This window comes from Streptomyces sp. NPDC006512 (assembly GCF_040611935.1).
GTDB lineage: Bacteria > Actinomycetota > Actinomycetes > Streptomycetales > Streptomycetaceae > Streptomyces.
This window is the reverse complement of the sequence record NZ_JBEXPG010000073.1, coordinates 19726-44502: the sequence shown is the minus strand read 5'-3', so window position 1 is coordinate 44502 and position 24777 is coordinate 19726. Positions and strand designations below refer to the sequence as shown.

The 24777-nt window shown below is 73.0% G+C and carries 22 protein-coding genes and 3 pseudogenes; 15 read left to right on the top strand and 10 right to left on the bottom strand.

Annotated elements, in window-relative coordinates; translation table 11 throughout:
- Nucleotides 1–1520, bottom strand: a 1520-nt coding sequence (locus ABZZ17_RS34805) for an ATP-binding protein (protein ID WP_356882388.1), incomplete at its 3' end; no start/stop codon positions are given.
- A gap of 409 nt (nucleotides 1521–1929) precedes the next feature.
- Here ABZZ17_RS34805 and ABZZ17_RS34800 point away from each other — a divergent pair.
- Nucleotides 1930–2718, top strand: a complete 789-nt coding sequence (locus ABZZ17_RS34800) for a GNAT family N-acetyltransferase (protein WP_356882386.1) — start codon at nucleotides 1930–1932, stop codon at nucleotides 2716–2718.
- A gap of 128 nt (nucleotides 2719–2846) precedes the next feature.
- A complete protein-coding gene (locus ABZZ17_RS34795) occupies nucleotides 2847–3029 on the top strand; it encodes a hypothetical protein (protein ID WP_356882384.1) in 183 nt (60 codons plus the stop codon).
- 78 nt (nucleotides 3030–3107) lie between these two features.
- Here ABZZ17_RS34795 and gap read toward each other — a convergent pair whose 3' ends face one another.
- From gap to ABZZ17_RS34760, 7 genes and pseudogenes are all read right to left on the bottom strand, one after another.
- Complete coding sequence (gene gap / locus ABZZ17_RS34790) at nucleotides 3108–4106, bottom strand: type I glyceraldehyde-3-phosphate dehydrogenase (protein WP_356882382.1); 999 nt, start codon at nucleotides 4104–4106, stop codon at nucleotides 3108–3110.
- A gap of 97 nt (nucleotides 4107–4203) precedes the next feature.
- Nucleotides 4204–5160: a helix-turn-helix domain-containing protein gene (locus tag ABZZ17_RS34785; RefSeq protein WP_356882380.1), complete on the bottom strand. Its 957-nt coding sequence runs from the start codon at nucleotides 5158–5160 to the stop codon at nucleotides 4204–4206.
- A 72-nt stretch (nucleotides 5161–5232) separates the two neighbouring features.
- A complete protein-coding gene (locus ABZZ17_RS34780) occupies nucleotides 5233–5883 on the bottom strand; it encodes an HAD family hydrolase (protein WP_356882378.1) in 651 nt (216 codons plus the stop codon).
- Nucleotides 5880–6671, bottom strand: coding sequence for a class I SAM-dependent methyltransferase (locus ABZZ17_RS34775; RefSeq protein ID WP_356882376.1), 792 nt, complete (start codon nucleotides 6669–6671; stop codon nucleotides 5880–5882). The genes ABZZ17_RS34780 and ABZZ17_RS34775 overlap by 4 nt, the downstream gene beginning before the upstream one ends.
- A 120-nt stretch (nucleotides 6672–6791) precedes the next feature.
- Complete coding sequence (locus ABZZ17_RS34770) at nucleotides 6792–8069, bottom strand: SGNH/GDSL hydrolase family protein (RefSeq protein ID WP_356882374.1); 1278 nt, start codon at nucleotides 8067–8069, stop codon at nucleotides 6792–6794.
- Between the two features lie 432 nt (nucleotides 8070–8501).
- Complete coding sequence (locus ABZZ17_RS34765) at nucleotides 8502–9290, bottom strand: SDR family oxidoreductase (protein ID WP_356882372.1); 789 nt, start codon at nucleotides 9288–9290, stop codon at nucleotides 8502–8504.
- Nucleotides 9291–9418: 128 nt separating this feature from the next.
- Nucleotides 9419–9751, bottom strand: a pseudogene (locus ABZZ17_RS34760) (PRC-barrel domain-containing protein); the annotation flags it as partial.
- 313 nt (nucleotides 9752–10064) lie between these two features.
- Between ABZZ17_RS34760 and ABZZ17_RS34755 the strand changes: the two are divergent.
- From ABZZ17_RS34755 to ABZZ17_RS34730, 6 genes and pseudogenes are all read left to right on the top strand, one after another.
- Entirely contained in the window at nucleotides 10065–11306 is a 1242-nt protein-coding gene (locus ABZZ17_RS34755; RefSeq protein ID WP_356882392.1) for a cation:proton antiporter, read from the top strand.
- Nucleotides 11307–11451: 145 nt separating this feature from the next.
- Nucleotides 11452–11577, top strand: a complete 126-nt coding sequence (locus ABZZ17_RS34750) for a hypothetical protein (RefSeq protein ID WP_356882370.1) — start codon at nucleotides 11452–11454, stop codon at nucleotides 11575–11577.
- Between the two features lie 20 nt (nucleotides 11578–11597).
- Nucleotides 11598–11864 (top strand): annotated as a pseudogene (locus ABZZ17_RS34745) (hypothetical protein); the annotation flags it as partial.
- Between the two features lie 121 nt (nucleotides 11865–11985).
- Complete coding sequence (locus tag ABZZ17_RS34740; RefSeq protein ID WP_356882368.1) at nucleotides 11986–12735, top strand: class I SAM-dependent methyltransferase; 750 nt, start codon at nucleotides 11986–11988, stop codon at nucleotides 12733–12735.
- 190 nt (nucleotides 12736–12925) lie between these two features.
- A complete protein-coding gene (locus ABZZ17_RS34735) occupies nucleotides 12926–14170 on the top strand; it encodes a 2-isopropylmalate synthase (protein WP_356882366.1) in 1245 nt (414 codons plus the stop codon).
- Nucleotides 14167–14871, top strand: coding sequence for a hypothetical protein (locus ABZZ17_RS34730; protein WP_356882364.1), 705 nt, complete (start codon nucleotides 14167–14169; stop codon nucleotides 14869–14871). Before ABZZ17_RS34735 ends, ABZZ17_RS34730 begins: the two co-directional genes overlap by 4 nt.
- Here ABZZ17_RS34730 and ABZZ17_RS34725 read toward each other — a convergent pair.
- Nucleotides 14858–15286, bottom strand: a complete 429-nt coding sequence (locus tag ABZZ17_RS34725) for a MarR family transcriptional regulator (RefSeq protein WP_356882362.1) — start codon at nucleotides 15284–15286, stop codon at nucleotides 14858–14860. The two genes, ABZZ17_RS34730 and ABZZ17_RS34725, sit on opposite strands and share 14 nt — an antisense overlap.
- A 131-nt stretch (nucleotides 15287–15417) precedes the next feature.
- Between ABZZ17_RS34725 and ABZZ17_RS34720 the strand changes: the two genes are divergently transcribed.
- The 6 genes and pseudogenes from ABZZ17_RS34720 to ABZZ17_RS34695 all read left to right on the top strand — a co-directional run bounded on the left by ABZZ17_RS34720 (nucleotide 15418) and on the right by ABZZ17_RS34695 (nucleotide 21783).
- A complete protein-coding gene (locus tag ABZZ17_RS34720) occupies nucleotides 15418–16302 on the top strand; it encodes an MBL fold metallo-hydrolase (RefSeq protein ID WP_356882360.1) in 885 nt (294 codons plus the stop codon).
- A 140-nt stretch (nucleotides 16303–16442) separates the two neighbouring features.
- Nucleotides 16443–17675, top strand: coding sequence for an FAD-dependent oxidoreductase (locus ABZZ17_RS34715; protein WP_356882358.1), 1233 nt, complete (start codon nucleotides 16443–16445; stop codon nucleotides 17673–17675).
- Nucleotides 17676–17816: 141 nt separating this feature from the next.
- Nucleotides 17817–18329, top strand: coding sequence for an SRPBCC family protein (locus ABZZ17_RS34710; RefSeq protein WP_356882356.1), 513 nt, complete (start codon nucleotides 17817–17819; stop codon nucleotides 18327–18329).
- 2 nt (nucleotides 18330–18331) lie between these two features.
- A pseudogene (locus tag ABZZ17_RS34705) lies at nucleotides 18332–18505 on the top strand (saccharopine dehydrogenase); the annotation flags it as partial.
- Nucleotides 18506–18962: 457 nt separating this feature from the next.
- Nucleotides 18963–19988 carry a hypothetical protein gene (locus ABZZ17_RS34700; protein ID WP_356882354.1) on the top strand — a complete coding sequence of 342 codons (1026 nt, stop codon included), beginning with the start codon at nucleotides 18963–18965 and terminating at the stop codon, nucleotides 19986–19988.
- Between the two features lie 184 nt (nucleotides 19989–20172).
- Nucleotides 20173–21783: an alpha/beta hydrolase gene (locus tag ABZZ17_RS34695; protein WP_356882352.1), complete on the top strand. Its 1611-nt coding sequence runs from the start codon at nucleotides 20173–20175 to the stop codon at nucleotides 21781–21783.
- Between the two features lie 72 nt (nucleotides 21784–21855).
- On the opposite strand, the gene katG is transcribed toward ABZZ17_RS34695, so the two are convergent.
- Nucleotides 21856–24045 (bottom strand): catalase/peroxidase HPI, encoded by a 2190-nt coding sequence (gene katG, locus ABZZ17_RS34690; RefSeq protein ID WP_356882350.1) that lies wholly within the window; start codon nucleotides 24043–24045, stop codon nucleotides 21856–21858.
- Between the two features lie 293 nt (nucleotides 24046–24338).
- Between katG and ABZZ17_RS34685 the strand changes: the two genes are divergently transcribed.
- Nucleotides 24339–24767, top strand: coding sequence for a transcriptional repressor (locus tag ABZZ17_RS34685; protein ID WP_356882348.1), 429 nt, complete (start codon nucleotides 24339–24341; stop codon nucleotides 24765–24767).
- The last annotated feature ends 10 nt before the right edge of the window (nucleotides 24768–24777 follow it).

Sequence of the window (24777 nt, the reverse complement as noted above, 5' to 3'; positions counted from 1 at the left end):
AGGATCTTGTCGATCCGGGCCTTCTCGACGTTCAGGATCTTGCCGCGGATCGGCAGGATGGCCTGGTACATCGGGTTGCGGCCGGACTTCGCGGAGCCGCCGGCCGAGTCGCCCTCGACGATGAAGATCTCGCACTTCGTCGGGTCGTTCGACTGGCAGTCGGACAGCTTGCCCGGCAGCGAGGCGCTCTCCAGCAGACCCTTGCGGCGGGTGAGGTCACGGGCCTTGCGGGCCGCGACGCGCGCCGTCGCCGCGGCCGTCGCCTTGCGGACGATCTCCGCGGCCTCGTGGGGGCTCCGGTCGAACCAGTCGGACAGGTGCTCGTAGGTCACGCGCTGGACGAAGGACTTGGCCTCCGTGTTGCCCAGCTTGGTCTTCGTCTGGCCCTCGAACTGGGGCTCGCCCAGCTTGACCGAGATGATCGCCGTCAGACCCTCGCGGATGTCCTCGCCCGCGAGGTTGTCGTCCTTCTCGCGCAGCAGCTTCTTGTCGCGCGCGTACTTGTTGACCAGAGCGGTCAGGGCGGTGCGGAACCCCTCCTCGTGCGTGCCGCCGTCATGGGTGCGGATGGCGTTGGCGAAGGAGTAGACGCCTTCGCTGTAACCGGTGTTCCACTGCATCGCGATGTCCGCGGACAGCGTCCGCTCCGGGTCGGACGCGCCGATGGAGATCACGGTGGGGTGGACGGACTCGCCCTTGCGGGCGCTGAGGTAGGTGACGAAGTCGGCGATGCCCCCCTCGTAGCGGTAGGTCACCGTCCGGGCCGGGTGGTCCGTGTCGTCGTCCGCGGATCCGGCGGTGGCGGGTCCCGCGGCGGCCCGCTCGTCGGTCAGCGAGACGGTCAGGCCCTTGTTGAGGAAGGCGACTTCCCGGAAGCGCCGGGAGAGGGTCTCGAAGGAGTAGCGGGTGGTCTCGAAGACGCTATTGTCGGCCCAGAAGGTGATGGTGGTGCCCGTCGCGGTGGTCGCCTCGTGCCGGGCGAGCGCGGCGGTGGGTACGCCGGCCTTGAAGTCCTGGCTCCACCGGTAACCGTCCTTGCGCACCTCGGCGGACACCTTCGTGGACAGGGCGTTGACGACCGAGAGGCCGACGCCGTGCAGTCCGCCGGAGACGGCGTACCCGCCGCCGCCGAACTTGCCGCCCGCGTGCAGCACGGTCAGCACGACCTCCAGCGCCGGCTTTCCCTCGGAGGCGACGATGTCGACGGGGATGCCCCGGCCGTTGTCGGCGACCCTGACCCCGCCGTCGGCGAGCAGCGTCACGGCGATCGTGTCGGCGACGCCGGCCAGCGCCTCGTCCACGGAGTTGTCCACCACCTCCTGCACCAGGTGGTGCAGGCCGCGTTCGCCCGTCGATCCGATGTACATGCCCGGCCTGGTGCGGACGGCGTCGAGCCCGTCGAGCACGCTGATGGAACGGCCGTCGTAGGACGGTTGCGGCGCCGGGCCGCCGCCGGCGCGGGGGAGGGGGAGGGGAACGGAGACGGCGGTGGGCTCGGTCGGGTTGCCGGGATCGGCCACGGAGGACTCCTTCAGGGCAGCACAAGCCGCGCTCCCGCAGGGAGCGTCTTGTGGACAGGGGGTGCCGGCGCGACGTGCGGAACGGGGCCGGACGCGGTCATGGACGGACACCCCGGCGCCGGGGTGTCCGTCCGCTCCATTCTATTTGCGGCCGGGGTTTCCTCCATGGGTCACCGCCCCTCCAAGGCGGCTGTGCGGCCGACTGGTGGATTGCGGCGCTGTCGGTCTATCCCCCCTGCGCGAGGCGCGAGTTCGCCCTCCAGGCGGCCGGACGTGCCTTTCGGGAGGTATCGGGCGGGAGGGCTCGCGGGGGGAATTGAAAGAGCTGCTCGAGGCGCCGCCGCAGCACGCGCGAGCTGCGGCGGGACCCCGGCCAGGGCGGATCGGGGCGGCGCCGTAGGGTGGGCGGGTGACCCTGCGCAGCCTTCACGACCGAACCGCCCTCGCCGACCGCTTCGGGCGGGACCCGGCGATGCACCTGATGGAGCTCGGCGACCTCGACGACCTGTTGTGGCCGCACACCAGTTGGTACACGGCGACCGACGACGGCCCGGTCGCGCTGCTGTACGCGGTCGGAGACATCCCGACCGTGCTCGCCTTCTCCCGCCCCGGCGACGCCGCCGCCCTGGAGGAACTGGCCGAGGCGCTGCTGCCCGTCCTGCCCCGGCGGTTCTTCGGCCACCTGACCGGGGCGGTCGACAAGGTGCTGGAGTCCGCGTACGCGGTCCAGCGGCACGGCACCCTGCTGCGCATGGCCCTCACCGACCCCGGCCTCGCCGCGGCCCACCCGGACGGCCCGTGGCGGCCCGCCCCCCTGGACCGGACCGACCTGCCGGAGCTGCTGGAGCTGTTCGAGCGGGCGTACCCGGGGAACTGGTTCGACCACCGGATGCTCGACACCGGCCAGTACGTGGGCGCCCGGCGCGACGGGCGGCTCGTCGCCGTCGCGGGCGTGCACGTCTACTCGCCCGCCTACCGGGTCGCCGCGATCGGGAACGTCGCCACGGACCCCGAGGTGCGCGGGCAGGGCGCGGGCGGGGCGTGCGTCGCCGCCCTGTGCCGGCAGCTGAGCCGGACCACGGACCACATCGGACTGAACGTGCGCGCCGACAACGCGACCGCCATCGGTCTCTACCGCAGGCTCGGTTTCACCGAGGTCACGGAGTTCACCGAGGCCACGTACACCGCGCTCGCGTAGCCGCACCGCGCTCGCGTAGCCGCCGGACAGCCGGCCGGGGCCCCGGCGGGCAGGTCTGAGTAGCAAGCGCACGGGGGCTGAGTACGGACACCGTGGTACCGCGCGCGGGCGGGCTGTTCACTGGGGCCATGACCGAGACGAACCCCGCGGGGGCGCCGGGCTCGCCCGCCCGGCGCACGAAGCCGTGCCAGTGGTGCGGGCGCCCCGTACCGCAGCGCTTCCCGGTGGTGCGCAAGCTCCACTGCGACACCGGCCACTGGATCAGCGACGTACGCGCCAACTTCTGGCGCAGGCTGTGGGACAACCTCTGAGCCGGTCGCGCCCCAAGCGCTCTGGCCGGCCCGTCGTCCGGGCCGGCCAGGGTTTCACGCGGAGGGGGTGCGGTCGGTTCAGCGGGTGGCGAGCAGCGTGAGGGTGTCGATCACCCGGTTCGAGAAGCCCCACTCGTTGTCGTACCAGGCGACCACCTTGACGTGACGGCCTTCGACGCGGGTGAGCTCCGAGTCGAAGATCGACGAGGCGGGGTTGCCGGTGATGTCCGAGGACACCAGCGGGTCGTCCGAGTACTCGAGGACTCCGGCCAGCGGACCCTCCGCCGCGGTGCGGTAGGCCTCCAGGACCTGCTCGCGGGTCACGTCGCGGGCGACGGTCGTGTTCAGTTCGACGATCGAACCCACCGGGACCGGGACGCGGATCGAGTCGCCCGACAGCTTGCCCGCGAGGTTGGGCAGCACGAGGCCGATCGCCTTGGCCGCACCCGTCGAGGTCGGCACGATGTTGACGGCGGCCGCGCGGGCGCGACGGGCGTCGCGGTGCGGGCCGTCCTGCAGGTTCTGCTCCTGCGTGTAGGCGTGCACCGTCGTCATGAAGCCGTGCTCGATGCCGGCGAGGTCGTCGAGTACGGCGGCCAGCGGCGCGAGCGCGTTGGTCGTGCACGAGGCGTTCGAGACGATCGTGTGCAGGGCCGGGTCGTAGGAGTCGGAGTTGACCCCGAACGCGAGCGTGACGTCGGCGCCGTCGGACGGCGCACTGACGAGTACCTTCCGCGCACCGGCCTTGACGTGGGCGCGGGCGGCCTCGGCCGAGGTGAACCGGCCGGTCGCCTCCAGGACGATGTCGACGCCGAGCTCGGCCCAGGGCAGCTGCGCCGGCTCCCGCTCGGCGAGCACCTTGATGCGGTGCCCGTCGACGACGAGGACGTCCCCGTCGACGGTCACCGGACGGCCGAGCCGGCCGGAGGTGGTGTCGTAGGCGAGCAGCCGAGCGAGGGTGGCGGGCTCCGTGAGGTCGTTGACGGCGACGACCTCGAGGTCGCTGTCACGCTCGAGGAGGGCGCGGAGCACGTTGCGTCCGATGCGGCCGAAACCGTTGATGGCGATGCGAGTCATGAGCGATGTCCCTTTCGTTCGCCACCAGGTTCGCGCCCGGCGCCCGCCCGCGACAGCGGCGTGATCGCCACGGTTCAAAAGGATCTCGCCAAACGGGCTACTCGCCCTGCGTGAAGGTGCGCCGGTACTCGGTCGGGGTGGTGCCGAGGATGTGCTGGAAGTGCGTCCGCAGGTTCGCGCCGGTGCCGAGGCCGACGTCGGCGGCGATCTGCTCCACGCCGCGCTGCGAGCGTTCGAGCAGTTCGCGGGCCATGTCGATCCGGGCCCGCATGACCCACTGCATCGGGGTGTACCCGGTGTCCTCGGCGAAGCGCCGCGAGAACGTGCGGGCCGAGACCCCGGCGTGCCGGGCGAGCGCTTCGAGGGTGAGGGGTTCGCCGAGCCGGTGCAGCGCCCACTCGCGGGTGGCGGCGAACCGTTCGCCGAGCGGCTCGGGCACGCTGCGCGGCACGTACTGCGCCTGGCCGCCGCTGCGGTAGGGCGCCGCGACCAGCCGCCGGGCGGCGTGGTTGGAGGCGGACACGCCGAGGTCGCCGCGCAGGATGTGCAGGCACAGGTCGATGCCGGAGGCGGCGCCGGCCGACGTGAGGACGCTGCCCTCGTCGACGAACAGGACGTTCTCGTCGAGCCGGACCAGCGGATGCCTCGCCGCGAGGGCCCGGGCGTAGTGCCAGTGGGTCGTGGCGCGTTTGCCGTCGAGCAGGCCCGTCGCGGCGAGCGCGAACGCGCCCGTCGAGATGGCGGCGAGTCGCGCGCCCCGGTCGTGGGCGGCGATCAGCGCGTCGAGGACGGCCCGGGGCGGGTCGTCGCGGTCGGGGAAGCGGTAGCCGGGGACGAAGACGATGTCGGCCCACGCGAGCGCCTCCAGCCCGTGGGTCACGTGGTACGACAGGCCGTCGCCGCCGGCCACGAGCCCGGGCGCCGCACCGCAGACCCGCACCTCGTACGGCATGCTCGCCCGGGTCGTGAACACCTGCGCGGGGATGCCCACGTCGAGCGGCTTCGCGCCTTCGAGGACGAGGACGGCGACGCGGTGGAGGCGGGAGGCTGGCACCTGACGAGGGTACGCGGGAGGGGCCTCAGGAAGAGGACGGCGAGGTGCGCGCGGGCGGCCGGTGCGGGCCGCTCACCGTTCGCCGAGCAGCACGGGCAGCTTGCGCATGTCGTGGAAGACGACGGTGCCCGGTCCTTCGAGCCGTTCCGCGGGGGTCAGCCCGCCGGCGTAGCCGAAGGCGCGCATGCCCGCGGCGCGGGCAGCCTCCACGCCGGGCCGGCTGTCCTCGACCACCGCGCACGCCGCGGGGTCGACTCCCATCTTCCGGGCGGCGTGGAGGAACAGGTCGGGGGCGGGCTTGCCGCGGGCGACCTCGGTGGCGCTGTGGATGCGGCCCGCGAAGCGTTCGTAGAGGCCGGTGCGGCCCAGGGTGTGCCGCATCTTGTCGTGTGAGCCGCTGGAGGCCACGCACGTCGGCAGGGTGATCGCGTCGAGTGCCTCGGGCAGTCCCTCGACGGGGGCGAGCCCGGCGTCCACGGCCTCGCGGTGGAGCCGGTCGAACCGTTCCTGCCAGGTCGCGGCCGTTTCCTCGCCGAGCCGGACGGCGACCTGCTCGTGCACGGAGGCGTTCGACCGCCCGATGAACCGGTCGATGACCTCGTCCACGGTGAGCGGCCAGCCCAACTCCGCGCCGAGGGCGACCTGGACGCGGACGGCGATGCGTTCGCTGTCGACCAGCACGCCGTCGCAGTCGAATATGACGAGTTCAATCGGCTTGATCATCCCCGCAGCATAGGGTCCGCGGCCCCGGCGGGCCTGACCGCGTGGAGCACCCGCATGCCCCGGGGGCCCACGGCGGCGTGCCGGACCTCCAGACCGGCGCGCCGGGTCTCCTCGGCCAGCCAGTCCGCGGCCAGCCGAAGCTTGGGGTAGCTGCCGGCCCGGAAGTGCCATTCCCCCTCCGAGCGGGTGTGGAGCAGGTCGTGGACCAGGACCGTGTCCTCGTCGACGTACTCCAGGAAGCAGGTCAGCAGTCGGTCCTCGGCGGAGCGTACGGGGAGGAACCGGTCGGCGCCGCGCAGCTCCCCGGTGAGGTCGCGGTAGGTCACGACGAGGTGTCCGCCGGGGCGCAGGGCGCGCGCCGCCCCGTTCAGCAGGGCGCGGACGTCCGCCGTGCCCGGCAGGTGGGTGAGGGTGTCGCCCATGCACACGATCGCGGCGGCCGTGGCGGGTCCGGTCACGCGGGGGAGCGCTTCGACGAGGTCCGCGTGCACGGTGTGCACGGCGTCCGCGACGCCGGCGGTCGCGGCGTGTCCGGCCAGTTCGTCGAGCAGGGCCCGGCTGGTGTCCACGGCGGTCACGGAGGAGAAGCCGAGGTGCGCCAGGGCCAGGGTCTGCGGGCCGGGACCGGAGCCGAGGTCGAGGGCGCTGTCGCCGTGGGCGTCGGGCAGTACGCCCAGTCCGCGGAGGAGTTCGGCCTGGTCCCGGGCGGTCGCGTGGATGTCGCTGCCGAGCATCCAGGTGTAGTGCTCGGCGAGCAGCCGGTCGTAGTGCTCGGGGGGTGTGGTCACGGGTGCGGTGTCCTTTCGGCCGGTGGATCGGAGGGGTGGTGGGTCGGAGGGCCGGGCGGGGTCGGTCGGCGGCCCGGCGGCCCGGCGGTCGGTGGGCGCGTGGCGTACGGGAGGGGACGGCTACAGGGAGTCCAGGTCCACGGCGTCCGCCATCGCCCGGTACCCGGCGTCGTTGGGGTGGAGGCCGTCCCCGCTGTCGTACGCCGGGAGCAGCCGTCCGGGGTTCAGCGGGTCGGCGAGGACGCGGTCGAAGTCCACGACGGTGTCGTACGCGCCACCGGTGCGGATCCACTCGTTCAGCGCGGCGCGCGTCCGGGCGGGGATCCCGCTCTCCAGGCCCTTGCCGGGCGGGAGCGTCGCCCCGACGACCGTGATCCCCCGGGCGCGGGCCGCACGGATCAGCGCACGGTGGCCCTCGATCAACTCGGCGGCCGTCACCCGCCGGTTCGTGGTGGTGCAGGCGTTCGCGGCGGTCTCGCCCATGAGGATGTCGTTGGTGCCCTCCAGCACGATCACGGTGCCCACCCGGATCTGTCCGAGGACGTCGTGCCGGAACCGGGTCGTGGCCTTCTCACCGAAGCACGCGGAGTCGCTCAGCACCCGGTTGCCGCCGATGCCCGCGTTGAGGACCGGGCGCTGCCGGCCCTCGGAGGCCAGCCGGCGGGAGAGCTGGTCCGGGTAGCGGTTGTCGGCCCCGGTGGTCGAAGCGGCGCCGTCGGTGAGCGAGTCGCCGAAGGTGACGACCGTGTCCCGCCGCGCGCCCGCCGGCGCGCCGGCCACGTCGACGCCTTCGAGGAAGTACCAGGACGCGCTCTTCTGCGCGAACGCGTCCGCGCCCAGGTCCGCGCGGTGGTCGCCGTCGGCCCGGTACGTGTCCTCCATGGCCACGTTGTGGAAGGTGGCCGGTCCCGAGGGGCCGTCGAAGTACAGGGTGACGGCGAGGCGGTCGCCCGCCTTCACCGGCAGCCGGACCGGGTCACTGGCCGGCCGGTCCCCGGGCCGGACCGAAGGGGAGGCGGATCCGCCGAAGGTCAGCGTACGGACGGTCCCGGGCCGGACGGCGGCGCCCCCGGCCGATATGCCGACGGTGGCGCCGGTCAGCCGCAGCGGGGTCGTGCCGAAGGCGTTGGACAGGCGTACCCGCAGCTCGGAGCCGTCGGCGCCGACCCGGACGGTCTGCCGTACGGTCTGGTGGTCGAAGCCAGCCTCCGCCCAGGTCGGGTACCAGCTCTGGGAGGGGCGCTGGACGGCCGTGGCCCAGCCGGCGGTCCACCGGTGCGCTCCCGCGGAGGCGGAGGCGGAGGCGGATGCGGAGGCCGTGTGCGCGGGGGCGGCGGCGGTGATCAGGAGTGCCGCCAAGGCGGCGGCGGTCAGCGGGAGTCGGACGAAGGCGCGCATCGTGAGCTCTTTCGGACGGTGAAGATCGGCAGGACGAGGTACGGCACGGCAGCACAGGGCACGGCAGGGCACGTCAGCACAGGGCACGTCAGCCCAGGGCACGGCACGGCAGCGGCCGGGCGGGCGGGCGGGCGGGCGGGCCGCGGTGCCGGGCAGGGGGCCTCTGGTGCCTCTGGTGCCTCCGGTGACGGGAATCGACCCGGTCATGGTTTCCCCCTCGTACGGGCGCTTCAGTGCTGTTCCACTGCTCTGACCCGCCGCGACGCACGAATGTGACGGCCGGGGCGACATTCGCCCCGGCCGTTCTCGAACGTGCGGTTCAGACGCCCTTCGTGGGGCGTCGCGGGCCGGGAACCAGCCTCCACGGAGCCCTTCGAGCGATCAACGGCGAGTCCCGCACCGACCGATAACCCGCCGGTTATCGAAGCCCCTTCACGGGAGGATCGAGTCGACGTAGCCGCCGTCGACCCGCACCGCCCCGCCCGTCGTCGCGGACGCGAGCGGTGAGCTGAGGTACACCACCATGTTCGCGATCTCCTCCGGCTCGATCAGCCGCTGGAGCAGGGACTGGGGCCGGTGCTCGCGCATGAACGCGCGCTGCGCCTCGTCCCAGGGCAGGTCCCGGTCCACGAGTTCGTACACGAAGTCCTCCACGCCTCCGGTGTGCGTGGGTCCGGCGATGACGGAGTTCACGGTCACCCCCGTCCCGGCGGCCTCCTTGGCGAAGCCCCGGGACACGGCCAGGAGCGCGGTCTTCGACATGCCGTAGTGGATCATCTCGGCCGGGATCGCGACGGCGGAGTCGCTGGCGATGTTCTGGACGCGGCCCCACGAGCGCTCGACCATGCCCGGCAAGTAGTGCCGGATCATCCGGACGGCCGTGAGCACGTTCGTGTCGAAGTAGCGGCGCCACTCGGCGTCGTCGATCTCCAGGGCCGGCCGCGCGCCGAAGACGCCGAGGCTGTTGACCAGGATGTCGACGTCCGGGGCGGCGGCGAAGACGGCCTCGGCGCCCTCCTGCGTCGCGATGTCGCCGGGCGCGCCGAGGAAGGTGCCGCCCTCCGCGCCCAGCCGTGCCACGGCCGCGTCGACGGAACCCCGGCTCCGGCCGTTGACGGCGACCCGCGCGCCGGCCGCCGCCAGTCCGGCAGCGATCGCGGCGCCGATGCCCTGGGTGGAACCGGTGACCAGAGCGGTCTTCCCGGAAAGGTCGATGAGCACGCCGCCCGCCTCTCTGCCGCCGCGGAAAGTCACTTTTCCTTGCCGCGTCCCTCGCCCCGGTCGTCGACGTACGTTCCGGTGGCGATGCCCGGGACGTCGACGGAGGTGCGGTGCACCTTGCCGACGCCGCTGCCCCGGTCGGCGCTCAGCCCGTAGTGCTGGTAGAGCCGCCCTTCCTCACCGGCGTCCAGGTGCTGGCCGGCGTCCACCCGCGGGGCGTCCTTCACGACGTCCTTGGTGTGCGGGACGTGGAGGGCCTGCCCGTCACTGCGGGCACCGGAGAGGGGGACGAACGACTCCTTCATCCCGAACCAGCCCGTCTTGACGGTGACCCACTCGGGCCGGTCCGTCGTGTCGTCGAGGTACACCCGGCCGATGGTTCCGATCTTCTCCCCCTCGTTGTCGTACACGGTCAGGTCCATCAGCTGCTCGGCGGTCGGGAAGCCGTTGCCAGTGCTCATCGGTGCGTCCTCCAGTGGGGTACGGGCACGCGGCGGTCTCCAGGGCCGCGCCCACCTCTACACCGCACCCGGACCGGCGCCGCGGCAAGCGGTCGGAGGGCTGCGCGCAGGCGTGCGGACGGCCCGGGAGCCCCCGCTACCGCCCCGGCGGGGCGATGTCACCGCCCGTCGCCGGGTTGCTCCGAAAGAGCGGCTCGGGCCGGTGCGGTGCGGGGCGGGGCCGATTCCGGCTGGCCGCGCCAAGATCGGGTAGGCGCGCGGCGAGAGACGTCGTACGGGAACGGTGGTCGGATTGGGTCTGACGGGGATCGACATGGTGTACGCCTGCGCGGGACTGGGCGCCCTGTGCGCGGCGGTCCTGCCGACGGCTCTGGCGAAACGGCCGCTGTCCCTGCCCATGGTGTTCCTGGCGGCGGGCTTCCTGGTGTTCCTGCTGCCGCTCGACGCCCTCCCGGAACTCGACCCCGTGCGGCACCGGGGCGTGGTGGAGCACCTCACGGAGGTCTGCGTCGTGGTGGCCCTGATGGGCGCGGGCCTGGCCATCAACAGGCCGCCCGGCCTGCGCGCCTGGTCGACGACGTGGCGGCTGCTGGGCCTGGCCATGCCGCTGACCATCCTGCTGACGGCGGCCGCCGCCGGATGGCTGCTCGGGTGGCCGCCGGCCGTCGCCCTCCTCGTGGCCGCCGCCCTCGCCCCCACGGACCCGGTCCTCGCCGCCGAAGTACGGGTGGGCGAGCCGACCGACGAGGCCGACGACGAGGACGAAGTGCGCTTCGGGCTGACCAGCGAAGCCGGACTCAACGACGGCCTCGCCTTCCCCTTCGTCCTGGCCGCCGTCGCCCTCACCGCGGCCTCCGCGACCGGCTGGTCCGCGCAAGGGCTGTGGCACTGGGCCTGGAGCGACGTACTGGTGCGCAGCACGGTGGGGCTGCTGGTGGGTGTCGCCGTGGGCAGGCTGCTCGGCTGGATGTTCTTCCAGGCGGCCTGGAAGGCCCTGCGGCTCTCCGAACACCGCGAGGGCTTCGTGGCCCTCGCCGCGACCTTCACCGCCTACGGCCTGACGGAACTGCTGCACGGCTACGGGTTCCTCGCCGTGTTCGTCACCGCCTGCACGATCCGCGGCGCCGAACGCGCCCACCGCTACCACCGCGTCATGCACGCCTTCACCGACCAGATCGAGAGGCTGCTCACGGCGGTCGTGCTCTTCCTCCTGGGCGGCTACATCGCGACCGGCGGCCTCGGAGCACTGACCTGGCGCGGGGCCGCTCTGGGCGTACTGCTCGTCCTGCTGATCCGCCCGGCCGTGGGCTGGGCGGTCCTGGCCCGGGGCCGGGCCGTCGGCAAGGAGCGGGCGGCGATCGCCGTCTTCGGCATCCGGGGGATCGGATCCTTCTTCTACCTGGCGTACGCCCTGGGCGAGGCGGACTTCGCCGCTCCCGCACGGGAACTCTGGGCCGTGGTGACGTTCACCGTCTTGCTCTCGGTCCTCCTGCACGGCATCGCCGCCACCCCGGTCACGGCGCGTCTCGACTCCGCCGAGGATCCGGGTCACTAGTGTCGCGACCCGGTGGACCTTTCCGGTCACGGCACCAGCGGATGTCCTGCCGAAACCTGGGTACACGCGGCTTCGAACGGAACGCCGTCGGCCGCGGCCGTCGTGGAGCGGCCGGCCCCGCCGAGACCAGGGAGAAGACACAGCGATGAGCGACCAACCCCGAACCGCGCGGGCCGACCGCAGCCGCCTGCTCGCCGCAGGTGCGGCTCCGGCGGTCTTCCCCCTGGTCCGTCTCAGCCTGGTGCGCGTCGGCCCGGGACGCCGCCGGTGAACCCGTCCAGTACCCCGTACATGCCGACGGGCGTGCGCCTGGTCGGCTTCGTCAAGGCCGGGCCGGGCGGTGCGATGACCGACGAGGTCGGTGTCGTCACCGGCGACCTGACCCTCGCCACGGAGGACGACGGCACCGGCCGGGCCACCCTGACCGTCCAGTACACGGGGGCGGCGGAGTGGTACACCCTCACCGGCAGCCCCGTCCCCCTCCCGGAGGCCGGTATGGCAGCGCTCCACGAGGAGGTCCTGGCGGCGATCCGGACCGGTGGTGGCGCGCAAGCCCCCGGCCCGACGCCGCGGACGCCCCCGAACGCCGAGGCGATCCCGGCCGCTCGGCACCCCGGGCCCTCCGGGACCCGTCCATAACCAGGAGACCCGTGCGGCGGGCGGAGGGCAGGATGCCGCCATGGACCGTCAACGCATCAGCTCCCTCGCCCATGCCGACCACCCCGTGGCCGCCCCCTTGAGCGACGACTCCGTCCGGGCCCTCCTGGAGCGGGCCCTCGCGCCGGGCGCCGGCCGGCTCCTCGACCTCGGATGCGGATCGGGAAGCTGGCTGGTGCGCGCCCACGCCGCGAACCCCGGCCTGCGCGCCGACGGGGTCGACCACGACGCCGAGACCATAGCCACCGCCACGCGCGCCGTCGCCGGAGCGGGGCTGGCCGACCGGATCGTGTTCCACGCACAGGACGCCACCGGGTTCACCTCCCCGCACCGCTACGACCTGGTGCTCAGCATCGGGGCCGACCACGCCTTCGGCGGCCTGGCCCCCACCCTCGAAGCCGCCCGCGGACACCTGGCCCCGGGCGGCCACGTCCTCCTCGGCACGTGCTTCTGGGAACGCGAACCCGGCCCGGAGACCCTCGGCTTCGGCTTCCGCGCCGAGGACCACGACGACCTGGCCACGACCGTCGACCGCGTCGTGGACCAGGGCTGGACCCCGCTCCACGGATACGTCAGCACCCTTAGGGAATGGGACGACTACGAGTGGTCCTGGACCGGATCCCTGTCCCGATGGGCCCTGGAACACCCCGGCCACCCCGACAGCGGCCAAGCCCTCCGGGCCGCGAACGACCACCGCGACGCTTGGCTCCACGGCTACCGCGGGACGCTCGGCTTCGTCACCCTGCTCCTCTGCCGGACGCCGCCCCGGTGACGCGTACGCCCCGACCCGTATGCCCCGACCGGTAGGACCCGTACGCCCCGACCCGTCCGCCCGGGAAGGACCGGCCACCCGTTCGGGTGAATCGGCTCGCCCTGCCCGTGGCCGACACCCCTTCCGGGTGATCGTTTTTCCGGGGCGTGACGGGCCGGCCGTCCGCACCCCGTGAGCGGAGGGTGTGACGGTGGCGGTTGATGTGGTGCGCGAGTCGGCGCGGGCCGGGCGGTTCGTGTTGTGGGAGGAGTCGCCACGTGACGGGGCCCAGGCCAAGACGCTGATGACGGCTGACTTCCGGGTGCGTCTGGCCCGCGCCCAGGGCCGGATCTTCGGCGGGAACGGGCACCGCCACGTGGTGTTCGCCGCCGGGTTCCCCGCCGTGTGCCCGCAGGAGTTCGAAGCGGTCCGCCGCGTGGCGGTGGAGGCCGAGGGGGCGGTGAGCGTGTCCGCGGTGTGCCGGGGCACCGCCGGTGACGTGCGCCAGGCCCTGGCCTCGGTCCGGGGCGGCGCCCACGCGCGGATCATGGTGATCGTGCCCGCCTCGGAGGCCATGGCGGGGGTGATGACCCACGGCACCGCCGAACAGGCGCTGGCCAAGGGCGCCGCGCTGGTCGCACTGGCCAGGGAGACGGACGACACCGTGGCGGTCGACGTGTGCCTGGCCGACGCGTCCCGCGCCGACCACGCGCTGACGGGCGAGCACGCGGCGCACCTGACGGAGGCCGGCGCCGGGGTGGTGGTGCTGGCGGACACGGTCGGCGACCAGCTGCCCGAGGACGCCGCGTCCCTGTTCACCACCGTGCGCCGCCGCGCGGGCGACGACGTCGTCCTGGCCTCGCACCTGCACAACGACCTCGGCCTCGCGCTGGCCAACACCCTCCAGGCGCTGCGCGCGGGCATCCGCGTGCACTCCGCGTCCTGGCTGGGCATCGCCGAACGCAGCGGCATGGTCGCCACCGAACAGCTCCTGTTCCTGCTGGCCTACCGCCCCGAACGCACCCGCGCCCTCCTCGGTGACGGCCGCGACCCCTGGTGGACCGCTCCCGACCTGACCCTGCTGCCGGACCTCGCCCGCATGGTGGCCGCGGAGACCGGCGCACCGCTCGGCGTGACCACCCCGGTCGTCGGGGACGGCGTCGGCACCATTTCCACCGGTACGCCCTTCGTCCATCCCCGCCTGTTCGAGCCCTACGATCCGCTCGAACTCCTCGGCATCGAGCCCCGGGTGATCCTCACGCATCTGGCGAGCGCCCGCGTGATCAACGCGGTCGCGGCCCGTCTCGGCCACGACCTCGACCCCGACCAGACCCGCGCCGCGGCGACCTGGGTGAAATCACGGGCCTACGGCCAGGGACACGCCGTGGTCGACGAAGGGGAATTCGCCGACTACCTCACCGCCCTGACCGTCCCCTCCGCGCGGACCCCGCGATGACCGCTCCGCGTACCGACACCGTCGACGCCGCGCACGCGAACCTGTCCCGGCGCCGGGCCGCGGTGCTGCCCAATCCGGCACCCCTGACGTACGTCGTCACCGCCCTCACGCCGCACGCGGTGAACCGGGCCAAGGGACGCCCCGCCGGTCAGCCCGTCGCCCTGTGGACCCACCACCCCGACACGACCGACCGCGTCCTGCGGGCGCTCGACCTCGCCCCCGGGCCGGCCGAAACGGCCCGCCGGCTGCTGACCGGGGAACGCGTCACGCTGCTGGCCCCGCTGCGTCGTGACCACACCCCGCCCGACTGGCTGGCTCCGGCCACGCACGAGGGCTGGACCCTGCTCTTCGGCGCCCGCTGGGCCCCGCTCCGGCCGGTACTGGACGCGTACCCCGTCCTGTACGTCAGCAGTGCCAACCGGACGGGCCGCCCTCCGGTGTCCAGCGCGGCCGGGGCGCGGGCCGTGTTCCCCGGCCACGTCACCGTCCTCGACCCCGCCACGCTCCCCGGCACCACGCCCGACGCCGCGGACGCCCCGCCCCGCTCGGCCACCACCACGGTCCGCCTGCATCCGGACGGGCGCATGGAACTGCACCGCTCCGGCGCCCAGGACCAGGTGTACGCCGGTCCCGGCACCTATCTGGATCACCTGCGCGCCGCCTGCCGGCCCGGGCCCGGGCCCCGGCTCACGGAGAGGTGACGGCCTGCTCCAGCAGACCGTGAAGGACGCGCTGCTCCTGCGGGCTCAGCCCGGAGAGCGGTGAGTCCACGGCGAGGAGTCCGAGGAGACGTGCGCGCAGCGCGGTCCCCTCGGCGGTCAGGACGAGGTGCTTGGCGCGCCGGTCGGTGGGGTGCGGATGGCGTTCGACGAGACCCTGCTTCTCCAGCTTGTCGATGACGAACGTGGTGTTGGAGGGTTCGCAGCTCATGCGTTCGGCGAGCTCCCGCATGGTCATCGGTCCGCTCATCTCCCGCAGGGCGGTCGCCTGCGGCGCCGTCAGCCCGAGGGTGGCGGCGCGTTCCCGTACGTGCTCGGCGATCCGCTGCGCGAGCCCGTTCACCAGACCGCACAGCTGTCGCTCGGCGATGGCCTGCTGTTCGGGGGGCGTCGTCATGCCACCACCCTAGCAACTCCGTCAAGGTGAAACATTTCTAGCTTGAATGATTCTAGCTTGATGCTTATGGTGGTGCTCGTCGCCGCGGGAGGCACCGCGACGGCCTGACGACGACTCACAGGAGAGAACCCATGGCTGACTTGACGGTCGAGCGGGACGAACGACTGAGCCGGCCGGCGGGAATCCGCTCGATACGGCTGGGCGACACGAAGGTGTCGTACGTACCGGACGGAGACGTGCGGCTGCGCCCGCTGCGGATGCTCCCGGACACCACCGACGAGGTGTGGGCCGCACACCCGCAGTACCTGGACCCGGCCGGCCACCTCGTCGGCAGCGTCGGCGCCCTGCTGGTGGAGCGCGGTGACCGCGCCCTGCTCATCGACGCGGGCTTCGGCCCGCAGGGCCTCCAGGCCCCGGACGGCCCCCTCGCCGCGATCCACGGAGGCGCCCTCCCGCGCGGCCTCGCCGAACTGGGCCGCCGCCCCGAGGACATCGAAGCGGTGGCCTTCACCCACCTCCACTCCGACCACCTCGGCTGGGCCTGTCACCCCGCCCCCGGCGAAGACCGGCCCGTGTTCGCCCACGCCGACCACCTGATCTCCGAGCAGGAGTGGGACCGCCGCGACCTGCTGGAGGCCCAGGGCATGGGCGGACAGGTCGCGGCCCTCGCACCGCGTGTACGGACGGTCACGGACGGGCAGGAGGTCTTCCCCGGTGTACGCGTACGGATCACCCCCGGCCACACCGTCGGGCACGCCGAGTACGTCATCACCGGCGGCGGACGGCGCCTGATCGCCTTCGGCGACGCCATGCACTCGCCGATCCAGGCCGACCACCCCGCATGGTCGTCGGCCTTCGACCACGACCCCGCCCTGACGGCCGCTCACCGCCACCGCCTCGTCGCCGAGCTGGCGGAGCCCGGCACCGTCGGCTTCGGCGTCCACTTCGCCGACGTCGTGTTCGGACACGTCCGCCGGGACGGGAACGGCCCGGCCTGGCACCCCGTCGACGCCTGACCGGCGGAAGCGGGCGCCGACGGCGGCGTCACCCGGGCGCGCGGGAGGTGCGCCGTGGTGTCGCCGTTACCGGCCGCGCCGTCCCGAATGCGGTATACGTCCTCTGGGGCTCACCTGATCCCCGCGAAGGGAGCGTTGCCGTGGAGCGCACGACGTGCTGCGTGGTGGGAGGCGGGCCGGCCGGAATGGTGCTGGCACTGCTGCTGGCGCGGGCCGGGGTGGAGGTGACGGTGCTGGAGAAGCACGGCGACTTCCTGCGCGACTTCCGCGGTGACACCGTGCACCCCTCCACCCTGTCGCTGCTCGACGAGATCGGCCTGGCCGAACGGTTCGCCCGGCTGCCGCAGCGCCGGGTGACCTCCGTGCAGCTGCCCATCGGGCCGGACCGCTCCCTGGTCATGGTCGGCAACATCGGGGCGCTGCCGGGCAAGTACAACTACATCGCGATGGTCCCCCAGTGGGACCTGCTCGACCTCCTCGCCGACGAAGCGGGCCGGGAGCCGTCCTTCCGCCTCCGCATGAACACCGAGGCGACCTCCTTCCTCATCGAGCGCGGCCGGGTCACGGGCGTCCGCTACCGCACCGCGGACGGCGGCACCGGCGAGCTCCGGGCCGACCTGACCGTGGCCTGCGACGGCCGCGGCTCACTGGCCAGGGCCCTGCCCGAACTCGGCCTGGAACACTTCCCCTGCCCCATGGACGCCTGGTGGTTCCGCCTGCCGCGCCACGAGGACGACCCCAGCGGCCTCGTGGGCGCCCTGGGCGACAGGTTCTTCACCGCGCTCATCGACCGCGGCGACTACTGGCAGTGCGCCGCGCTCATCCCGAAGGGGACCGACGCCGAGCGCCGCGCCGAGGGCCTGGAGCGCTTCATGGACCGCTTCACGGCCGCCGCCCCGTGGCTGGCCGGCCGGAGCGGCGCCGTCACCTCCTGGGACGAGGTCAAACTGCTCGACGTACGGCTCGACCGGCTGCGCCGCTGGCACCGTCCCGGGCTGCTGTGCATCGGTGACGCGGCCCACGCGATGTCACCCGTCTTCGGGATCGGCATCAACCTCGCCGTGCAGGACGCGGTGGCCGCGGCCCGCCACCTCGTGCGTCCGCTGCGCGCGAGCACCGTGGGCCTGCGCGACGTGCGCCGCGTCCAGCACCGGCGCTGGCCCACCACCGTGGCGACCCAGGGCCTCCAGCGCCTCGCCCACACCCAGGTCATCGAACCGCTGCTGGCCGGCCGGACCGCGTTCGGCGATCCCCGCAAGGCCAAGCGGATGACGGAACTCGTCACCGACTCGCGCTGGCTGAACCGGATCCCGGCCTACTTCCTCGCGTACGGAGCCCTCCGCGAGCGCCCCCCGAGGGAATCGCTCCGCTGAAGGACCGTCCGGCGGGAGCCGGGCGGCGAGACGGGGCCTGAGGCGGGTCCGGGCCGGCAACGAGTTTTCACCGCGAGGTTACCCATGGGTAGCCGTGGGGGGTGCCGGGACGGTAGCGTCGGCGGCCTGGAGGGGAGTGCCATGCCTCGTACGTTCACGGTGTCCGACAGCATCGTCGTCCACGTCCGTCCCGACGAAGTCTTCCGGCAGGTCGCCGATCCCGCCCGCATGGGCGAATGGAGTCCGGAGAACCTGGGCGCCACCGTCCACGGTGACGTCGGTGAGACGCGCGTGGGGACGGTGTTCGACGGACGGAACAAGCGCGGCGCCTTCCGCTGGACCACGCGCTGCACCGTGACGGCGGTCGAGGCGGACCGCTTGTTCCGGTTCCGGGTGCACGCCATCGGCGTACGGCGCCCGCGGGTGCCCGGCCCCATCGCCACCTGGGAGTACCGGTTCGAGCCGGTTCCCGGGGGCACCAGGGTGACCGAGACCTGGACCGACGACCGGCGCTCGTGGCCCGACTTCGTCGCCGGCGCCTTCGACCGGGTCGCGACGCGGGGACACACCTTCGCCGACTTCCAGCGCGGCAACATCCGCACCACCCTGCGCAACCTCAAGAAGGCCCTGGAACCGGCGCCCGACACCGCGTGACCGCGAGCGGCCGGGACGTCTACGCCGTCAGCGCGCCGCTCGCGGTCGAAGCACTCCACCGCGTCCTGACGGGCCGGACCAGGGCGACCGGGGTCGTCTCCGCCGGCGCGGCTTTCGACGCGCCCGCCCTCCTGCGCGCCCTGTCCCCGCACATCTCGCTCGAACTGTTGCCGTAGCCCCGGGAGTCGCCGCCCGGCGCCTTCGGCCGGGGCCTCGGCGGCTCCACGGGCCGCTTCGGGGGCGGCGGCGTCCTCGGCGGGTAACTCTGCGGCACCCTCGGGCCCTTGTCCTCGACCGGCTGCGTCCTCATACGGCCACGCTACGTCCGGCCCGGCCGGCCCGGCGGGTATCGGGACGAACCGGCAGCCGTTTCCCGGAGCCTCCGGGAAACCCGGCATACGGCCGGCCGGTACCCGGCCGAACGGGTTACGGGGCCGGTCCGGCAGGGCGGTCGGAGGCCCGCTGGAGCCGTGCGTCTCGCGCCCGGCTCGGGGCCCGACCGAATGTCACGGTTGTGTCTCGGCCCGTACGGCGGTGAACAGGGCCCGCAGGAGCCGCGTGGCTAGGAGAGAGTCCGAGCCTCACCTCGCAGCCACGGCCGCCCGCGCCGTACCACCCCACGGGGGTCACCTCATGCTCCATCGCCGTGCCGCCTTCCTCACCGCCGTGCTGGCCGCCCTCGCGCTGACCGTCGCCCTCTCCGGCTGCGCCGCCCCGCAGCTGCCGGCGGCCTTCACCAACCCGGTCATCCCCGGTCTGTGGACCCCCGACCGGATGGCGGGGGCGGTCTCCGCCGACAGCCCGGTGGCCGGCGATCTCGGCGCGGACGTGGACGTGACCGACCCCGAGCCCGCCCCGGTCACGGCGAAACCGGAGGCGACCGCCTACCACGACAACGCGGCCGTCATGGGCAAGCTCTTCTTCGACACGAACGAAGGGCCGAGCGTGTGCTCCGCCACCGCCGTGCGCGATCCCGCCCGCCCCGGCCGCTCCGGCCTGGTGTGGACCGCCGGGCACTGCGTCCACGGCGGGGCCGGGAGCCGGTGGTTCCGCAACATCGTCTTCGTACCGTCGTACAACAACGACGGACTGACGGGGGCGGCCCGCGCCCGAGCCGGCCTCGGCGCGGTGGCCCCCTTCGGGACGTGGTGGGCCGACCGCGCGGAAACCGCGCCGGAGTGGATCGCCGAGGGCGCCCCCAGCGGAGGCGGAGGCTCCCCCTTCGACTTCGCGGTCCTGCACGTCAAGCGCTCGGGAACCAGCGCCTCACTGGAGGAGACGATAGGCAGGGCGGCGCCCGTCTGGTTCGGGGCGGCCTCGGCGACGACGATCCCGGCGATGGGAGTCTGGGGATACCCCGCCGAGAAGCCCTTCGACGGGGAGCGGATGTTCTCCTGCCAGGACCGCCCGGGACGGCTGGCCGTCAGGCGCGGCCAGCCCGTCCTCTACCGGATCGGCTGCACCATGAACGGCGGCGCCTCCGGCGGCGGGTGGTTCGCCCGCGACCCTTCCGGCGCGCTCGCCCTGGTCAGCAACACCTCCATCGGCCCGGACGGCAACACCTGGCTGGCAGGTCCCCGGCTCGGTCAGCGGGCCAGGGAGGTCTACCAGTCGGTCAGCAACGGCTCCTCACCACGTCCGGCCGCACGGGACCGCTGACCGCCCCACCCGAGCGGTCCCTTCCGGATCCCGTACGGCCCGCCGTCTATCCGGGCCGGGCCCACCGGTGGCAACCTGTGCGTGCCGCTCAGCCGAGCCCGGGCGCCCACACGTCCCCCCACCTCGTGAGCCACCCCTGCCCGTGAGCTGCCCCTGCCGACCCGTCACCGAGGGAGTTCACCGTATGCAGAGCCGTTCAACCGACGACCCGCGCAAGCGCGTGGTGTGGGGGATAACCCTCGTCCTGATCGCGGTCACGGCACTCCTCGGCGTCACGCCCGGGTCCGCCACGGCGACGACCGCCGGCTCCCCGCCCGTGCCCGTCCTGTCCTGGGGCCCCTGCGCCGCCCCGGGGGACGGTTTCGAGTGCGCGACCGCCCGGGTACCGCTGGACCACCGCGATCCCGCCGGACCCACGATCCCCCTCGCCGTCACCCGGCGGCTCGCGGCCGACCCGGCCCACCGCACCGGCGTCCTGCTGCTGCACCCGGGCGGACCCGGCAACTCCGGTGTGGACTTCGCCCGTAACAGCTACGAGGCCCTCCCCGCCTCCCTCCGCGACACCTTCGACGTCGTCGGGTACGACATGCGCGGCGTGGCACGCAGCGGGCAGGTGGAGTGCTGGAACGACCAGGAGTACGCGGCCGCCGTCGACGCCGCACGCGGCGTGCCCGCCCCCGGAGCCCTGAGCGAAGCCGTCCGGCAGGGCCGCGACTTCGCCGACGCCTGCCGGGAACGCTCCGGAAGCCTCCTGCCGTTCATCGGCACCGGGTCGAACGCCAAGGACATCGACCTGCTGCGCCGGGCCCTCGGCGAGGAGCAGCTCACCTTCTACGGCCGTTCCTTCGGCAGCTACGTGGGCACCGTCTACGCCGCGCAGTTCCCCCGCCGCGTCCGCGCCATGGTCCTGGACGGCGCCTACGACCCGCACCGCTACTCCGAGGTGCCGTACGCCTACGACGCGGCGCAGTTCGCCGCCCTGGACGGGGCGGTCGGCCGGTTCCTCGACTGGTGCGCGCAGAACGCCACCACCTGCGGATTCGGGGAGGGCAAGCCCCGGCAGGCCTTCGAACAGCTCAAGCGGGCCCTGGACGCCGACCCGGTCATCACCGCGAGCGGACGGCCGGCCACCGGCTACACCCTCGCCTACCGCCTGATGTTCAACATCAACTCGGGCAAGGAGATCTGGCCGTACCTGGGAGAGGCCCTGCGGGCGGCCCAGGCACGCCAGGGCTCGTTCCTGCTGAACCCGCCCTCACCCGGCTCCTTCGACTTCCTCAACGTCAACACGGCCGTCGAGTGCGCCGACCGCGTCTACCCGCCCGGTCGCCTCCTCCTGGGTGCGCTGGTCAGCGCGCACGCGGCCTCGGCGCCCCTGCTGGGACCCCCCATCGGCCTGGGACCGCCCACCTACGACCACAACCACGCGCCCACCTGCGCCCAGTGGCAGGCCGAGCGTCCGAGCCGCTACGACGGCTCCTACCGCGCGGCGGGCTCCGCGCCGATCCTCGTCCTCGGCACGACCGGCGACCCGGACACCCCCTACCAGGACGCCGTCGCCCTCGCCCGGACGCTGGACAACGGACGCCTGCTGACCTTCGCGGCCGAGGGACACACCGGCTACAACCGGAGCGCCTGCGTCAGCGCCCTCGTCAACGACTACCTCGCCACCCTGGCGCTGCCCGCGCGCGGGACCGTCTGCGCGGACGAGACGCCCCCGGGCGCCCCCGGCCGCCGCACGACCACGGGCGTCGAGGCCGACGAGACGCGGGACGTGATCCCCACCCTCCGCTGACCCGCGGTCCGTGCCCGGCAGCGGAGGAGTCTCCGCCACCGGGCACCGGGCCCGGGCGAGGTCCGACGGGGCTCAGGCGAGGTCGAACCGGTCGAGGTTCATCACCTTGTCCCACGCCGCCACGAAGTCACGCACGAACTTCTCGCCCGCGTCCTTGGACGCGTAGACCTCCGCGATGGCGCGGAGCTGGGAGTGCGAACCGAAGACGAGGTCGACGGCGGTGGCGGTCCACTTGACCTCGCCGGTGGCGTGGTCCCGGCCCTCGTACACGTTCTCGTCCGCGGCCGACGCCTTCCACTCCGTCCCCATGTCCAGGAGGTTGACGAAGAAGTCGTTGGTCAGCTTCTCCGGCCGGTCCGTGAAGACGCCGTGCCGGGATCCCTTGTAACCGGTGTTCAGCGCGCGCAGGCCACCGGTCAGCACCGTCATCTCGGGTGCGGTCAGGGTCAGCAGGTTGGCACGGTCCAGCAGCAGCGTCTCCGGGGACAGCTTCTCTCCCGCCCGCAGGTAGTTGCGGAACCCGTCCGCCCGCGGTTCGAGCACGGCGAACGACTCCACGTCCGTCTGCTCCTGCGTGGCGTCCGTACGCCCCGGGGCGAAGGGGACCGTGACGGCGTGCCCGGCGTCCTTCGCGGCCCGCTCGACAGCCGCGCAGCCGCCCAGCACGATCAGGTCGGCGAGCGAAACCTTCCGGCCGTCGGACCGCGAGGCGTTGAAGTCCTCCCGGATCCCTTCCAGGGTCCGCACCGCCTCCGCCACCTCGGGCAGGTCGTTGACCTCCCAGTCCTTCTGCGGCGCGAGCCGGATCCGGGCCCCGTTGGCCCCGCCGCGCTTGTCCGTGCCGCGGAAGCTCGCCGCCGACGCCCAAGCCGTGCCGACCAGTTGGGGGACGGACAGTCCCGAGGCGAGGATCCTGCCCTTGAGGTCGGCGACGTCCGCCTCCGAGACCAGCTCGTGATCGACCGCGGGGACCGGGTCCTGCCACAGCTGCGGCTCGGCCACCCACGGCCCGAGATAGCGCGAGAGGGGGCCCATGTCGCGGTGCAGGAGCTTGTACCAGGCCTTCGCGAACGCCACCGCGAGCTTGTCCGGGTTCTCGTGGAAGCCCTTCGCGATCGGCCCGTACACCGGGTCCAGCTTCAGCGCGAGGTCCGTCGTCAGCATCATGGGGGCGTGCCGCTTCGACGGATCGTGCGCGTCGGGCACGGTGTCCCGGGCCGAGGGGTCCGTCGGAGTCCACTGCTGAGCGCCGGCCGGGCTCCTCGTCAGCTCCCAGTCGTACGCGAACAGGTTGTCCAGGTACCCGTTGTCCCACTTCGTCGGCTCGGAGGTCCAGGCCCCTTCGAGGCCGCTGGTCAGGGAATCGACGCCCTTGCCGCTGCCGCACGTGTTCCGCCAGCCGAGACCCTGCTGCTCGATGGGGCCCGCCTCCGGTTCCGGACCGATGCACTCGGGATCGACCGCGCCGTGGCATTTTCCGAAGGTGTGGCCGCCGATGATGAGGGCGGCCGTCTCCTCGTCGTTCATCGCCATGCGCCCGAACGTCTCGCGAATGTCCCGGGCGGCGGCGACCGGATCCGGATTTCCGTTGGGGCCTTCCGGATTGACGTAGATCAGACCCATCTGAACGGCACCGAAAGGACCCGTGAGTTCCCTGTCGCCGCTGTACCGGGCGTCTCCGAGCCAGGTGTCCTCAGGGCCCCAGAAGATTTCCTCGGGTTCCCAGATGTCCTCCCGTCCGAAACCGAAACCGAACGTCTTGAACCCCATGGATTCCATGGCGCAGTTGCCGGCGAACACCAGGAGGTCGGCCCACGAGATCTTCCGGCCGTACTTCTGCTTGACCGGCCAGAGCAGACGGCGCGCCTTGTCGAGGCTCGCGTTGTCCGGCCAGCTGTTGAGCGGGGCGAAGCGCTGGGCGCCGGCTCCGCCGCCGCCCCGGCCGTCCTCGATGCGGTAGGTTCCGGCGGAGTGCCAGCTCATCCGGATGAAGAGCGGCCCGTAGTGACCGTAGTCGGCGGGCCACCAGTCCTGCGACGCCGTCATCACCTCGAAGACGTCCCGCTTCAGCGCCTCGACGTCCAGGGACGAGAACTCCTGCGCGTAGTCGAAGTCCTCGTCCATCGGATTCGACTGGGGCGAATGCTGATGGAGAACCTGGAGGTCCAGCTGGTTCGGCCACCAGTCCCGGTTCGTCCTGGGGCGCGTCGCCTCGGGGGTCGGGGCGGGGATTACTGGGTTCTCGCTTTCGCTGCCGGACACGTCCGTCCTTCTTTCCTGTCTCGGTGTTTCCCTCTGCTGGCTGCTTGCGCCTGACGCATTCCCTTCGTCCGGATCGAGCACCGCGGCCCGCCACCCGAACGACGCCGACAATCGAGCGTGCATCAGCGTCCGTATGGTCGCGCACCGCAGACCGCACCGCTACGAGAACACGCAGGGCACCCCCGCACGGCGAACGCCCGAAATGACAAACCGCCGGTTCCGCTTCCCGCCGGAACTCCGGCCGCTGCCGGTAAACTCCTGCTGTCCCGACGAGCCTGAACGGGTGAGCGCACATGAGCGACCTGCTGGAGCGGCTGAAAGGACGTGGCTGGCGGATGACCTCCCAGCGGCGTGTCGTCGCGGAGGTCCTCGACGGCGAGCACGTCCATCTCACGGCCGACGAAGTGCACGCCCGCGCGGTCCTGCGGCTGCCCGAGATCGCCCGGGCGACCGTCTACAACACCCTGGGCGAACTGGTGTCCCTCGGCGAGGTCGCGGAGGTCTCCACCGACGGCCGGGCCAAGCGGTACGACCCCAACGCGCACCATCCCCACCAGCACCTGGTGTGCTCCGGCTGCGGCATCATCCGCGACGTCCACATGACGGGCGATCCACTGGCCGGCCTCCCGCCGCAGGAGCGGTTCGGCTTCACGGTGTCCGGGGCCGAGGTGACCTACCGCGGGCTGTGCCCCTCCTGCCTCACCGGCCCGCCGCAGGCGTGACGTACGGCGG